13 protein-coding genes and 1 pseudogene are annotated in these 14,332 nt (G+C 62.1%); 12 read left to right on the forward strand and 2 right to left on the reverse strand.

Going from position 1 to position 14,332, the window contains the following annotated elements:
• Position 1: 1 nt before the first annotated feature.
• From AB0313_RS15370 to AB0313_RS15380, 3 genes are all read left to right on the forward strand, one after another.
• Positions 2-619: a dihydroxyacetone kinase subunit L gene (locus AB0313_RS15370; protein WP_366306558.1), complete on the forward strand. Its 618-nt coding sequence runs from the start codon at positions 2-4 to the stop codon at positions 617-619.
• Positions 616-1,497, forward strand: a complete 882-nt coding sequence (locus tag AB0313_RS15375) for an NAD(P)-dependent oxidoreductase (protein WP_366306560.1) — start codon at positions 616-618, stop codon at positions 1,495-1,497. The genes AB0313_RS15370 and AB0313_RS15375 overlap by 4 nt, the downstream gene beginning before the upstream one ends.
• A 104-nt stretch (positions 1,498-1,601) precedes the next feature.
• A complete protein-coding gene (locus tag AB0313_RS15380; RefSeq protein WP_366306562.1) occupies positions 1,602-3,155 on the forward strand; it encodes an FGGY family carbohydrate kinase in 1,554 nt (517 codons plus the stop codon).
• Between the two features lie 149 nt (positions 3,156-3,304).
• Here the strand turns inward: AB0313_RS15380 and AB0313_RS15385 are convergent, their stop codons facing one another.
• Entirely contained in the window at positions 3,305-4,324 is a 1,020-nt protein-coding gene (locus AB0313_RS15385) for a LacI family DNA-binding transcriptional regulator (RefSeq protein WP_366306635.1), read from the reverse strand.
• Positions 4,325-4,687: 363 nt separating this feature from the next.
• On the opposite strand from AB0313_RS15385, the gene AB0313_RS15390 reads away from it, so the two are divergent.
• The 9 genes from AB0313_RS15390 (at position 4,688) to AB0313_RS15430 (ending at position 13,668) form a co-directional block, all read left to right on the forward strand.
• Positions 4,688-5,377, forward strand: coding sequence for a nucleoside/nucleotide kinase family protein (locus tag AB0313_RS15390; protein WP_366306564.1), 690 nt, complete (start codon positions 4,688-4,690; stop codon positions 5,375-5,377).
• Between the two features lie 106 nt (positions 5,378-5,483).
• Positions 5,484-6,248: an ATP-binding cassette domain-containing protein gene (locus AB0313_RS15395; RefSeq protein WP_366306566.1), complete on the forward strand. Its 765-nt coding sequence runs from the start codon at positions 5,484-5,486 to the stop codon at positions 6,246-6,248.
• Positions 6,245-7,330: an ABC transporter permease gene (locus AB0313_RS15400; RefSeq protein ID WP_366306568.1), complete on the forward strand. Its 1,086-nt coding sequence runs from the start codon at positions 6,245-6,247 to the stop codon at positions 7,328-7,330. Before AB0313_RS15395 ends, AB0313_RS15400 begins: the two co-directional genes overlap by 4 nt.
• Before the next feature lie 43 nt (positions 7,331-7,373).
• Positions 7,374-8,354 (forward strand): ABC transporter substrate-binding protein, encoded by a 981-nt coding sequence (locus AB0313_RS15405; protein WP_366306570.1) that lies wholly within the window; start codon positions 7,374-7,376, stop codon positions 8,352-8,354.
• A gap of 79 nt (positions 8,355-8,433) precedes the next feature.
• Complete coding sequence (locus tag AB0313_RS15410; protein WP_366306572.1) at positions 8,434-9,933, forward strand: mannitol dehydrogenase family protein; 1,500 nt, start codon at positions 8,434-8,436, stop codon at positions 9,931-9,933.
• Positions 9,930-10,697 carry an SDR family oxidoreductase gene (locus AB0313_RS15415; RefSeq protein WP_366306574.1) on the forward strand — a complete coding sequence of 256 codons (768 nt, stop codon included), beginning with the start codon at positions 9,930-9,932 and terminating at the stop codon, positions 10,695-10,697. Before AB0313_RS15410 ends, AB0313_RS15415 begins: the two co-directional genes overlap by 4 nt.
• A 62-nt stretch (positions 10,698-10,759) precedes the next feature.
• Positions 10,760-11,344, forward strand: coding sequence for an ATP-binding protein (locus AB0313_RS15420; RefSeq protein ID WP_366306576.1), 585 nt, complete (start codon positions 10,760-10,762; stop codon positions 11,342-11,344).
• 147 nt (positions 11,345-11,491) lie between these two features.
• The gene (locus tag AB0313_RS15425; protein ID WP_366306578.1) at positions 11,492-12,388 is read left to right on the forward strand and encodes a hypothetical protein; all 897 of its coding nucleotides are present in this window, start codon (positions 11,492-11,494) and stop codon (positions 12,386-12,388) included.
• 752 nt (positions 12,389-13,140) lie between these two features.
• Positions 13,141-13,668: a YbhB/YbcL family Raf kinase inhibitor-like protein gene (locus tag AB0313_RS15430; RefSeq protein ID WP_307311369.1), complete on the forward strand. Its 528-nt coding sequence runs from the start codon at positions 13,141-13,143 to the stop codon at positions 13,666-13,668.
• A 35-nt stretch (positions 13,669-13,703) separates the two neighbouring features.
• On the opposite strand, the pseudogene AB0313_RS15435 reads toward AB0313_RS15430, so the two are convergent.
• Positions 13,704-14,228: pseudogene (locus tag AB0313_RS15435) on the reverse strand (hypothetical protein).
• Positions 14,229-14,332: the final 104 nt, after the last annotated feature.

Genomic DNA, 14,332 nt, shown 5'->3' on the forward strand with positions numbered 1-14,332 from the left:
TATGCATTCCGAACTCATCAGCACCATCCAGAATTCCCTCAGGGAACTCACCACCTACGCAGACGAACTACGCGATCTTGACCAGGCACTCGGTGACGGTGACCTCGGAATCACCGTCACCCTCGGCGCGAATGCCGTCATCGAAGCCCTCGACGAGCTGCCGGAAGGAACCTCACCGGCCGACATCGCCCGGGCCTGTGCCAAAGCATTCGCCAACGCCAACCCCTCCACGATGGCCGCGCTCGTCGCAGGCGGCCTGCTGGCAGGCTCCAAAGCTTGGGCAACCGTCGAAACGGTGGACGTCCGAGCCGCGGCACGGTTCCTCGAAACAGCAGGCGCAAATATAGCCCAACGAGGCAAGACCCAGATCGGGGACAAGACGATTGTCGATGCAATCGTCCCCGCAGCGGAAGCCCTCGCCAACGCCGACAATGCCCGAACCGGACTCGACGCCGCCATCGAAGCTGCAGAAAAAGCAGTAGTCGACACGCGCGCACTGCAATCCAGGAGAGGCCGGGCAGCCTGGTTGCAGGAACGCAGCATCGGCCTGCAGGACCCCGGAGCCACAGCCATGTTGCGTTTCCTGCAGTCCTGGGCCAAAGCGAGCGTGACGGCATGACCCGGGTCAGCATCCTCGGAACCGGCACCATGGGCGCTGGAATGGCAACCAACATCGTTGCAGCGGGCCACGACCTCACCGTCTGGAACCGCACGCCGCGCCCGGAAGCAGTCCCGTCCGGCGCGAAAACCGCGACCTCGATCCTCAATGCGGTCAAGGACAGCGACGTCGTCATGTACTGCCTCAGTGACGATTCGGCAGTCGAACAGGTCGCGTTCGGTCCCGGCGGTGTGCTCCAAACCGTGGGAAAGGATACGGTCGTCATTGACCTGTCGACGATCTCAGTTGACCTCTCGCGCAGGGAACGCGACGCCTACGAACGACAGGGAGTCCGGTTCCTCGACGCACCCGTCTTCGGGTCGAAGGCAGAGGCAGCGGGGGGCGGGCTGTGGACCGTTGTCGGTGGCGAACACGATGTCTTTGATCACGTCCGGCCCGTCCTGGAAGCTATCAGCGAAAGCGTCCACTACATGGGCCCGGGCGGGTCCGGTATCAGGATGAAGCTCGTCGGAAACCTGCTCGTCGCAGCACAACTGCTTTCCCTCGCCGAAGCAATGAGTTTGGCTGCCGCAAGCGGCCTGGACCTGGACAAGATGCTTGAGGTCGTTGCCGTAACCGATTTCCGTACGCCTATATACAGCGGGGTGGGTGCAGCCATCCGCCAGGACGACTTCACCCCTTCCTTTGCTCTGAAGCTCATGCACAAAGATGCTGGCCTGATCCGCCAACTCTCTACCGAGGTCGGCGCCTCCATCCCGGGCACAGAGACCGCGGCAGACATTCTCGATGAAGCACTCGAGAAAGGCCTCGGCGACCTGAACGCCTCCGCACTGGCCCGCATCCTCGCTCAGCGAGCCGGCGTCAACCTCCACGCCTAAGTACGAGAGCCGCGCAGCGGCGGTAGCGGCCGCTCAAAGAGCCTGCGCTACCGCCGATGCCCGAATTCCAGCCCGGGCAACGACGATCTGAATCAGGAGGACCAATGGGCTCACCAGTCTATCTGGGGTTCGACGTAGGGACCTCCAGCAGCAAAGGAGTGCTCGTCAACGGCGACGGAACCGTTGTGCGCACGGCTATTCGCGAACACAACGTCCTTAGGCCTCGTCCGGGTCACGTTGAGATGCACGGCGAGATCTGGTGGGAAGAGTTCACCCAGGTCGCAGCAGAACTCACCTCACATGGCGATGGGGAGGTAGTCGCAGTCGGGGTCAGCGGCATGGGTCCCTGCGTACTCCTCACGGATACCCACGGGTCGCCGTTACGCCCTGCCATCCTCTACGGGGTCGACACCCGCTCAACAGAACAAATTGACGAACTCACCACCGAATTCGGAGCGGAGGAAATCCTCAGTCGTGGAGGCTCGGCCCTCACTACACAGGCCGTCGGCCCGAAGCTGGCATGGGTAAGCAAGCACGAGCCCGACATCTTCGTCCGCGCAAAGCGCCTCTTCATGCCGGCCTCCTTCTTGGCCTACCGGCTCACCGGTCAGTACGGGCTGGACTTCCACTCAGCCAGCCAGTGCTCGCCCCTCTTTGATGCCCAGAGCCTCTCGTGGTACCGACCATGGACCGAACGCATCTGTCCCGACCTGGAATTGCCGCCGCTGCTTTGGTCGGATTCTCCGATCGGGACGGTCAATGCGGACGTACCGGGAGTACCTCGCGGCACCCCGGTCACGGTGGGAACCATCGACGCGTGGTCAGAAGCGGTCAGCGTGGGGGCGCAAAACCCCGGAGACCTCATGCTGATGTACGGCACAACCATGTTTCTGATCTGCACGGTCGCCGAACCAATCCGCACTTCTTCCATGTGGGGCACGATTGGAGCGTTCGAAGGCACCCATAACCTCGCCGGAGGCATGGCTGCCTCGGGCGCCATCACCGCATGGCTGCACGAAATGTTCGGATCACCCGACTACAGCACCCTGCTCCAGGAAGCCGAAACGTCCGGCATCGGTGCAGATGGCCTGCTCATGCTCCCCTACTTCGCTGGCGAACGCACGCCGATCATCGACCCCAAGGCACGGGGCGCGATCCTAGGCCTGACACTCATGCACCGCCGCGGAGACCTATACCGGGCAGCACTTGAAGCCACCGCCTTCGGAATACGTCACAACGTCGAATCCATGCTCGCCGCCGGCGCACAAATCGACCGAGTTGTCGCGGTCGGCGGCGGCACCCAAGGGACGCTCTGGACCCAGATCGTCACCGACGTCACCGGTCTAAAGCAGACGATTCCCACCACCACGATCGGCGCCGCCTACGGGGCAGCACACCTGGCCGCACGACTCGTGGGCAACCCCGACATCGACGCATGGAACCCCCCAGAACGCCTCCTAGTACCCGACCCTGAAGCTAAGAGCCGCTACGACCAGCTCTACAAGCTCTATCTCGACTCCTACACGTCCACCAAGAACATCAGCCACCAACTCAGCAGCTACCAATCCTCAGCCAGAGAGACCGCATCCTCGAAAAGTAGCCCCGCCTCAACCGACAACGCCCTATCTCTCCGCAGCGGCGCCCAACATCTTCTCTGAATCCAGTTAGCGCACACCCCAACCTGACGTCGATGCCGTTCCTGTTTCAGGTGAGTGTTCGCAAACTCAATGGCGTTCAAATAGCCCGGACGATACTGCGACCGCGGCTGAAGTGCAGCGGGCCGGCCCAGTAAGAAGGCTGAAAACGCCTATGCGCTGCGAGCCTCGCCGACTGTTGAAGTGAGCGTCGGGCGTGCTTTGCATGATTGGCGTTCGATGAGTTCGACTGGCAGAACATTCTTACGCCGGAACCTCTTGGTAGGGGCAGCAATCCTGGCCAGGATGCGTTCGGCGGCGACCCGTCCAACATGGCGAGGGTCTTGGTCGATGACCGTGACGGAGGGCTGGAGAACATCAGCCATGGTGAAGTCGCCATAACTGATGAGTGCAATATCAGTTCGGTTCATTGTTTGCAGGGCCGGGAAGACGCCGATCGAGAATCGAGCGTTGGAGGAGAAGATGGCGGTCGGCGGGTCGGAAAGTTCCAGCAGCGTTTTGCATGAGTAGGCCGCGGAGTCTGGGCTGTATGAACCGAGCATGACCAGTTCCTCGTCGCGTCGCATTCCGGCGTCCTCCAGCGCCGCAAGGTAACCCTCCAGGCGCAGCCTTGTCGTGGGAACCTCTGTAGAATCGCCCACGATGGCGATGCGCGTATGTCCGTGTTTGATAAGGTGGCGCGTCGCCTCAAACGCTCCTCCGAAATCGTCTTCCACGAAGTAGTCAGCGTTGAACCTTGAGGGGGTTCGATCGATGAATACGATCGGGAAACTGTCTTGCCAGCGTGCGAGGTAGGACTGGTCGGCGGAGATCGGGGCAATGATGAGGCCGCCAATCTGGTGACGAGCAACCGTTTCGACGATGCCTCGCTCCAGTGCCGGATCAATTCCCAAGCTCGTCACTACGATGGCCATGTCCTTTTCACGTGCGGCCAGCTCAATTTCCTTCGTGATAGCCGCGAAAAAAGGGTCCGCCACGTCAGGTACGGCAATGCCAATGACGGTCGACTTGCCCTCGCGGAAGGTGCGCGCCATCATGTTCGGCACGTACTTCAGCTCCCGCATGGCTGCCTGCACGCGTTCGCGGGTGTCCTCGGTGACATGAGGATCGTCATTGAAGACCCGGGACACTGTCTTGGCACTCACGCCGGCCCGCGCGGCCACGTCCTGCATGGTAGTCACTCTTCGGCTCCTTCACCGTCCGCTCGGAATAGCCGCATCATCGTCAGGGCACCCAACGTTCGAAATTTCTTCGCCGGCACCTCAATGTCATCGGTGACAATGTCTGCATTCTCCATCCTGCCCCAATCTACGGGGAACTTCAAGCACTGCATGTCATCGATGACATGAATTCTGGGATAGTCCTTGACATCGATGACATGCGCATCGGAAGATTGCTGTCAGGCAGGTCACATTGGTCCTCTGCACTCAGGCAGGGCGCCGGCGCCAGGGACCTTCCCGAGTTATTTCAGGCAACGCTTCAAAGGTGTAGCAGCAGAGCTTCTTCACCGTGGACGACCAACGGAGGAGACGGCGATGACGACCGCAGAAGATCAGACGCAGGCCCGGTTCCAGGGGGCCCGACGACTGAACTGCACGCTGGACGAACTGGTGGACCGAGCCCGGCGCCTGGCTGTTAGCGGAACCCGGAGTCTGCTGGGTATCACCGGGGCGCCCGGGGTTGGAAAATCAACGGCTGCGCAGGCCATTACCGCCGCTCTGGGCGACCAAGCGGCGCTGGTGGGAATGGATGCGTTTCATCTGGCCAACGAGGTCCTTGCAGGCCACGGGTCCCGGGACCGCAAAGGGTCACCGGACACGTTCGATCCGTGGGGTTATGCACATTTGCTGCGGCGGCTGAAAGCCAACCAGGAACCAGTAGTTTATGCCCCGGTCTTTAACCGCGACCTGGAGGAATCCATCGGCTGCGCGGTCCCGGTGGATCGAGGGGTTCCACTGGTCATCACGGAAGGAAACTACCTTCTGTTGGATGGCGAGGGCTGGTGCGAGGGCAGGCAGTTCATTGACCACGTCTGGTACCTCGACGCCGCCATTGACGAACGGCAGCGCAGGCTCGTGCGGCGCCATGAGAGCTTCGGGAAACCGCCCGAAGAAGCAGCGAAATGGGCGCTGGGAAACGACCAGCGCAACGCGGCCATCGTAGAAGGCACCCGTGAACGTGCCGACCTGATCATCAACCTGACCGGCGCCCATGGCCGGAAATGAACGCTCAAGTGTGAAAGAGGAAGGCAAGAGTGACAGCACAACGACGTGTCCCCGGCCAGCCGGCCGGGATGCGGACAACCGACCACCATCTGACAGGTGCCAGACTATGACTACCATTCCGGTTCTTGAAGCCCGCGGCCTGACGCGCAGTTTCGGTAACGTACGCGCCCTCGACGGAGCTGACTTCGACGTCAATGCCGGGGAAGTTGTTGCCCTGATCGGCGATAACGGCGCTGGAAAATCAACGCTCGTCAAGGCACTCTCAGGCAATCTCGCCCTGGATTCGGGCAAGATCCTCTTCGCCGGTGGCGAAGTCGAACTGACCTCCCCCAGTCACGCCAACAGCCTCGGAATCGAGACCGTCTATCAGGACCTGGCTCTGGCGCCGCACTTGAACGCGGCGCAGAACATGTTCCTCGGCCGCGAGATTCCCAAAGCCGGACTTCAGGGACGGCTGGGATTCATGGACAACAAGACCATGCGGCTGAAATCCCGGGAAGCCTTTGACGAACTGGGCGCAACAGTGCGCAGCCTCACTGACCCGGTTGGCAGCATGTCCGGCGGTCAAAAGCAGGCAATCGCCATCGCTCGCGCCGTGGCCTGGGCCAAAGGGGTCATCTTCCTGGACGAACCTACGGCCGCCCTGGGCGTAGTGCAGACCCGGAACGTGCTTGACACCATCCGCCGTGTCCGCGACAAGGGCGTGGGTGTTGTCTTCATCAGCCACTCGATGCCGCACGTCATCGATGTCGCCGACCGTGTCCAGGTACTCCGGCTCGGACGGCGTGTTGCCACGTACGAGGCAAAAAAGACATCCGTGGAAGAACTAGTCGGCGCAATGACCGGCGCCCTTGATGGAGCACACTCATGACCACCACAGAAGCCACCCCCCGCGTGGCCGGGACACCCCGCGTACTTACCCGCACCCATTCACTTCGGCAGGTGCTGCAGGTCCAGTCGTTCCAAATTCTGCTCGTCCTGCTGGTCATCTTCCTGATCTTCGCCGCCATGGCGCCCGAAGTCTTCCCCTCCTGGGGCAACGTCCGACAGATCATCCAGAATGTCTCCATCCTTGGAGTCCTTGGTATTGGCATGACGTTTGTGATCGTGACCTCGGGCATTGACCTGTCAGTCGGGTCCAACCTCGTCTTCTCCGGCGTGGTCGCCGCCAAAGTCATGCAGGCCATGGGCGATACAGGGTGGGGAACGGCGTTCGTTGGCATCATCGTTTCTGTCGGCTGCGGACTCGGATGGGGCCTGCTCAACGGCCTCCTCATCGCCAAGGCCAAGGTCCCGCCCCTGATTGTCACGCTGGGTACCCTCGGCGCCGCGCTGGGCCTGGCTCAGGTCATCACCGGAGGTGTGGACATCCGTGAAGTTCCCGCGGTACTACAGGACACCATCGGTTACGGCAACGTTCCCGGAACCACCCTTCCGACAATCTCCTTGCTTGCCATGGTGCTGATCCTGATCTTCGGAATCGTGCTCCACCGCACTCGATTCGGTCTTTACACCTTCGCTGTCGGGTCCAACGAGGAATCCGCCCGCCGGGTCGGTGTGAAAGTCGACCGGCAACTCATTTCAATCTACGCGCTCTCCGGAGGCCTCGCCGGCTTCGGCGGAATCCTGTCCCTGTCCCAGTACGGCACGACCGCCATCGCTGGCCAGTCGGCCACCAACCTGAACGTGATCGCCGCCGTCGTGATTGGCGGGACCTCCCTGTTCGGCGGAGTCGGCACCATCTTTGGAACCGTCGTCGGGCTCTTCATCCCCGCCGTGCTGCAAAACGGATTCGTCATCGTCGGCGTCCAGCCGTTCTGGCAGCAGGTCGCCGTCGGAGCCGTCCTGGTCGCCGCAGTCTATGTCGATCAACGGCGCCGGGCCGCCGCTGCCCGAGGACACTCAGGCTCGGAAGACGGCAAGAAGAGACTCTTCGGGCGCCGAGTCAAATAGCCCTACCCACCCCCAACAAAAGAAACGTACGAGGAGCTAGACAATGAAGTTGACCCCTAAGATCACCTTGCTCGCGGCCGGCATGCTCGCCGCGACGTCCCTGACGGCGTGCGCGGGCGGCACCGCTTCCGGCGCGAGTTCCGCCAGCGGACAGCCAAAGATCGCATTCATCCAAGGTGTCGCCGGCGATGAATTCTACGTAAGCATGCAGTGCGGCATCGAGGCGGCAGCCAAGACGGCAGGCGCCACCATAAACACTCAGGGGCCAGCCAAGTTTGACCCGACGCTGCAGAAGCCCATCGTCGATTCCGTCGTCGCCTCGAAGCCGGACGCCATTCTTATCGCACCAACGGACGTTGCGGCGATGCAGGCTCCACTGAAGGCCGCGGCGGCTGCCGGCATCAAGGTCGTCCTCGTGGACACGACCGTTCAAGATCCGTCCTTCGCCTCTTCGTCAATCGCCTCGGACAACAAAGGCGGTGGCCTCGAAGCCTTCAAAGCAATCAAGAAACTCAACCCCAACGGCGGTAAAGTCCTCGTGATCTCCACAGATCCCGGTGTCTCTACAGCCGATGCCCGGGTGGCAGGTTTTGAGGAGGGCGCCAAGGCCGATCAGGCATTCCAATACCTCGGCGTGCAATACAGCCACAACGACCCCGCCGAAGCAGCCAAGCTGGTTTCCGCCGCCCTGGCCAAAGACCCAGACATTGTCGGCGTCTTCGCCGCCAACACGTTCGCTGCCGAGGGAACAGCCACCGGCATCCGCCAGGCCGGCAAACAGGACCAGGTCAAGATCGTCGGGTTCGACGCCGGACCCGCCCAGGTCAAGCAGCTCAAAGACGGCGTCGTCCAGGCACTGATCGCCCAGGAACCGGCATCCATCGGCACCCAGGGCGTGGAGCAGGCGATCAAGGCAATCAAGGGCGAATCCACCGAAAAGGACATCCAGACAGGGTTCCGGCAGATTACCGCGGACAACATCAGCGGTGACGGCGCGCAATACGTTTACAAGTCCTCCTGCTAGCAGCCGGGCTGCCGGTGCTGTTGCCCGTGACTACGGGCCGGGCAACAGCACCGGCAACCTCCCTCCCAAAGGAAAAGAAATGACCGTCCTAAATGATGCCGCCCTTCCCGGACTGGCCCACCGGCTGCAAGTACCTACCTACGACCGATCAGCAGTCAAGACCGGCATCGTCCACTTCGGCGTCGGAGGCTTTCACCGCTCGCATGAGGCCATGTTCATCGACAGGCTCTTGAACCGTGGCGGTCCCCAGGACTGGGGCATCTGCGGGGTGGGCGTCCTTCCCTCCGACGCAATGATGCGCGACGTCCTCAAAAACCAGGACGGCCTCTACACTCTGGTACTGCGGACTCCTGACGGCGCCGAGACCGCGCGCATTATCGGCTCCATCACCGAATACCTGTTCGCGCCCGCTGACCCCGGCGCAGTCATCGCCAAACTTGCCGCGCCGGAGACCCGCATCGTTTCCCTTTCTGTTACCGAGGGCGGCTACAGCATCAACGACAGCACCGGGAAATTCGATCCCCGCACCCCCGACATTCTCCATGACCTTGAGCCTCACACAATTCCGCGATCCGTGTTCGGCCTCATCACCGCCGCCCTCGCCCAGCGGCGCGCGGCCGGTACTCCCCCCTTCACCATCATGTCCTGCGACAACATTCAAGATAACGGAGGCGTCGCCCGCAAAGCACTTGTCTCCTTCGCCCGGCTCAAAGATGTGCACCTCGCAGGCTGGATCAGCGAAAACGTCGCCTTTCCAAACTCCATGATCGACCGCATCACCCCTGCCACCACAGATTCCGACCGCGAATCCGTCTCCAACACCTACGGACTAATGGACGCGTGGCCAGTCGTCGCCGAAAACTTCGAACAGTGGGTCCTGGAAGACGACTTCACCTACGGCCGTCCACCACTGGAAGACGTCGGCGTGCAAATCGTCAACGACGTTGAACCGTATGAGCTGATGAAGCTTCGGCTCCTCAATGCCAGCCACCAAGTCATGAGCTACCTTGGCTACCTCGCCGGCTACCGGTACGTGCACGAGGTCTGCTCAGATCCACAATTCGCCAAGTTCATCCTCGGCTACATGGAAGAAGAAGCAACGCCAACGCTGCAGCCCGTACCCGGTATCGACCTGGACACCTACCGGACAGAGCTACTACACCGCTTCTCCAACCCCGCCATCAAAGACACCCTTGCACGCCAAATGGTCGACGCCTCCGAACGGATTCCAAAATTCCTTCTACCCGTCCTCCGTGAACAGCTCGACCGCAAGAGCACCATCAACAGGACAGTCCTCGTCATCGCCGCCTGGTCACGATTCCTCGAAGGCACCGATGAACAAGGCAGAACCATCCAGATCACCGACCGGCGGCTGGACAAACTCCAAACGGCCGCCCGCGCGGACCGAGACCAGCCGGGCGCATTCCTCAAGCTGACCGAGGTCTTCGGCGACCTCGGCCAGAACGAACGCTTCATCAGCGCCTACCGTCAAGCCCGCGAAGCCCTGAACCACGCCAGCGCCCTCAGCGCCGTCCGAGAGCTCACCCACCAAGCAACACCAGCAAGGAGAACCTCATGAACCGCGCAATCACCGGCTCCGAACCACGAGCAGCCGTGACCGACTTCAACGGCCGCACGGTCCTCGTCACCGGAGCAAGCGGCGGCATCGGAGCTGCCACCGTCAGGCAACTCACCTCAGCCGGAGCCAAGGTTATCGCCAGCGCACGGACCCTCGAATCACTGGCCACCCTGTGTGACGAAACAGGAGCACAGCCCCTTGCCTTCGACCTGACAGATGAAGAAGGCATCAAGGACGCCATCGAAGGCCTGGACTTGTGGGGCGTCGTCAACTGCGGCGGCTTTGGCGGCGAAATCGCTACCCCGCAGGATACCGACATCGATATCTTCGACAAGGTCATCAGCATCAACGCCCGCGGCGCCCTCCTTGTCATCAAGTACGCCGTACCCTCCATGATCCGACAAGCCAACGGGGGCGCTATCGTCAACGTCTCCAGCCAGGCCAGCCTCGTCGCCCTCACGGGCCACATCTCCTACGGCTCATCCAAAGCCGCCCTGGACAACATCACCAGAGTCTCAGCACTGGAACTGGGCAGACACAACATCCGCGTCAACAGCGTCAACCCAACCGTTGTCATGACACCGATGTCCGCTTGGTACTGGGGAAGGCCCGACATTGAGGGCCCCTTCCTCGAGCAGATGCCTCTGGGCCGATGGGCAACCGTCGAGGAAATCGCCGCGCCCATCGTCTTTCTGCTCAGCGACGCCGCCTCCATGATCACGGGCGTCTCCCTGCCCATCGACGGCGGATACTCCACCCGCTGACGGTAGCAGCAGGCAACGCCCCGAAGCGACCCACCAGCAAAACCCGAACGGATCCCACCTCAATGACTGAAGTATCAACCGCCGAAGCGATCATCGTCTGCGGAGTTCCCGCCAGCGGCAAGACAACCTTCGCGCAGGGACTGGCCCGCGAACTTCGGTGGACCTACCTCGACCTCGACACACTCACCAACCCGTTGTTCGAATACATGGGCGGCGAATTCCTGGTCGACGTACCCACGTCCGAAGCGCCAGTGCGCGCGAGCGTCAACGACATCCGCTACACGTGCCTTTTCGATACCGCCCGAGAAAACTTGGGCTTGGGCAACAGCGTCGTGATTGTCGCCCCCTTCACCTCCGAACGCACCTTCCCGACCGCCTGGGCACGGCTCGTTGAACGTCTCGCCATCCCAGCCTCCCGCGTGCACCTGGCCTGGATGGACACCCCAGCAGAGGAGGTCGTAGTCCGCATGCAACTCCGCGGGGCAGCACGCGATCTCGAAAAGATCAAAGAACCCGAACGCTTCCTCTCCCCCGACGTAACACGCGCACCCGGCGTCCAGCACATCCGGATCAACGGACTGCTCGCCCCGCCGGACCAGATCAACGACTTCCTCGAGGACTTCGCCCTCCGCGAACCCGTGCACTAACAGCGCGCCCAAACCCTCCAAAACATTTCCTCATAGCGGGGCCATCACCTCAAGGGGCACCCGGCGATTCGGCACACCCGCAACCGGGCTCCGGCACGCGCAATGCCGGCCACCGACAAGACCACAACCACCAAACAGGAGAACACAATGAACGAGCTCACAACCCTTGAACGCCGCGGCATGGCCGCGATCTCGACCCCCGCCGGCAAAATGCTCATCGTGGCCGCCGACCAGCGCAATGGCATGAAGGCCGTCATGAACGCACCACAAGGACCAGAATCAATCACTGCCCAGCAGCTATCGGATGCAAAAGCGGACCTGGTCCGATACCTGGGCAACGCCGCGCCTGCGATCCTGCTCGATCCAGAAGTCGCGCTCCCCCGCGTAGCAGACGAGGGTGTTCTCTCCCGTGACACCGCCCTCGTCGTCGGCCTTGACGCTTCCGGCTTCGAAACAGTCGAGGGCCTGCGCTTCACGAAGTTCGTCCCCGGCATGTCCGCGCGCAAGGTGCGCGAACTCGGGGGCGACGTCGCCAAAATGCTCTGGTACATGCGCCCCGACCTCCAGGACACCACGTCCCGCGTCGCTGACGAGATCCGGGAACTCGTCAGCGAATGCTCAAAGGAAGGCCTCCTTCTCATCGTCGAAATCCTGGTTTACCGCCTCGAAGACGAAAGCGAGCAGGACTACGCCGCCGCATTCCCCCGCCTCGTCGCGGACGCAGCACGGATCTCCGTTGAATGCGGCGCTAAAGTCCTCAAGCTTCAGTACCCAGGATCTGCCGAGGCCAGCGCCGCCGTCACCGAAGCCGCAGCGGGGGTGCCATGGGCAGTACTCTCAGCCGGAGTCGACCACGAGACGTTCATCAGGCAGGTCGAGATCGCAGTCGCAAACGGAGCCGGCGGTGCCATGGCCGGCCGCTCACTGTGGAAGGATAGCCTCTCGGTCTCATCCGAAACCCGTGAGCAACTACTAACCACCCGCGCGCTGCCGCGCCTGCACGAACTCGAAGCCGTGGTGGACGGCACCCTGGTCACCTCGTAATCATCGACCCGGTGCCGGCAGCCGCGAAAATGACACTGCGGTCGCCGGCACCTAAGGTCGGTTCGGACAAACCGGACGTTACAACTCCTTATGGAGATGCCGGCGGCCCGAACTGGGTACTGCCCTAGCTTCTGTCTCAGAGGACGCTCCTCCAGCACGACGCCTCAGGCCGACTTCCCAATCGCGCTTCTTGCGCAAATCACGGGCTCCCAAAAGGCATGCCCGGGCCCACAACTGCGCCCAAATCGCTACAGCCTCGAGGCAGACGCGTGAGGGCCTAAGTTTTCTCGTGGCCTCTGGGGAAGCGGTGACCACCGGGGTGGGCTTCGATGTACACCCAAACCTGACGTCAGGCAGCAAGTATGAGAGCGTCAGAATAGGGCGCGCATAGCTTTTCTGCACACTCGGATGAAGGGGTCTTAGACTCCAACCGGACGGTCAGGCTGCCGAACGCTCTTACTTCAGACAACTATGCTGCGGTGTGCCCCTGACAGCGTGTAGCCCCTTGCCGCAGGTGAAGGAACAAAAGTCAGAGGGAGCTAATACGCGTTGCGCAATTTCAAACCTCCGCCCCCGGGCCGCGCTCTGCGAGCCCTATGCCGTGCCTATGCCGGCCCGCGCCGCAGCTAAGAGTGCGTCACCCGCTCTGCGATCTGCCCGGGCTTCATAACCAGAATGACAGAGCCCGTCGACCCACCTTTGGGGAATACTTGGAGGATCGGTCCACCTAGTAACGAGGAGAACAACGCGCCATGACATCCCGCGACCCTTACGAAGGACTTCCCCAGCTTCCGGAATTTCAGGTGACCAGCGCCGACATCGAGGACGGCCACACCCTTTCCCCGGCTCAGTGCAGCGGAAAGATGGGCATTGAAGGCGGCCAGGACCGGTCCCCGCAGCTTTCGTGGTCTGGCTTTCCAACGGAGACCAAAAGCTTCGCGGTCACGGTTCTGGACCCCGATGCCCCCACCGGGAGCGGTTTCTGGCACTGGGCTGTCTTCAACCTGCCGGCGTCGACCACCTCCCTGCCTTCCGGCGCAGCGGAAACCGGACTGCCAGAGGGTGCTGTGCAGTTGGCGAACGACGCAGGCTTCCCCGGCTTCGTGGGCGCAGCGCCGCCCGCCGGCCACGGCGTGCACCACTACCATGTGGTAGTACACGCGCTGGATGTGGAGAAGCTCGACATCCCCGCTGAAGCCAGCCCCGCCTACCTGGGGTTCAATATCTTTTCGCACGGCATCGGCCGCGCACGGCTGGTCGGTACTTTCGAGCAGCCCTGACCCAATTCCGCGCGACGCAGGTGCACGTCCGGCCCCTACGGGACATGCGCCTGCGGCGTTTCAGGTGGCAGTGGACCGTTTTCGTACGATGCCAAATGGTCGCTCCCCGGAGCCCACCCCAACGCCGGGCCCATCTTGCCGCCGTCTCCGTCAGGATCTGGACGTAGTCCTCACGCTCAAAGCTGAAGGGCAACGCGAATGCCACCTCGTCCACCTCCTGGAAGCTCGCTTGCGCGTACAACTGCTCGGCTATCTCCTCGCTTGTGCCAATCAGGTCTTGAGCGGATATCATGCCCCACGGCCCCTGAGAGGCAACAGTGCGCGGAGTTCGTTCATCCACATACCGCTGGTACTTGCGCTTGCCGCCGCCATCACCGCCACAAGGGAAGAGATGCCGAAGTGCAGATGGCGGTGCCGCAGCCAGGCACTGTCGAACCCCAGCTGCTCCCCAGCTCAATGATCTGCGGCGTCGACTCATGCCCGGCCGTTGGATCAAGAGGATCGAACAGCCCAATCGCGAGGAAGCCAAGCTTGCGTAATGGACAGGCGGGCTGCGGCATGGCTTCCTCCAGGAAGCCGGGCGGTGGCTGATGTTCAGCCCAGGCGCTGGGCCAGAGCATGAACCAACATGTCCCGACGGTCCCGAACCCTGACAAGACCTTGA

The sequence above is a fragment of the Pseudarthrobacter sp. NPDC080039 genome, from assembly GCF_040702335.1.
Lineage (GTDB): Bacteria > Actinomycetota > Actinomycetes > Actinomycetales > Micrococcaceae > Arthrobacter > Arthrobacter enclensis_A.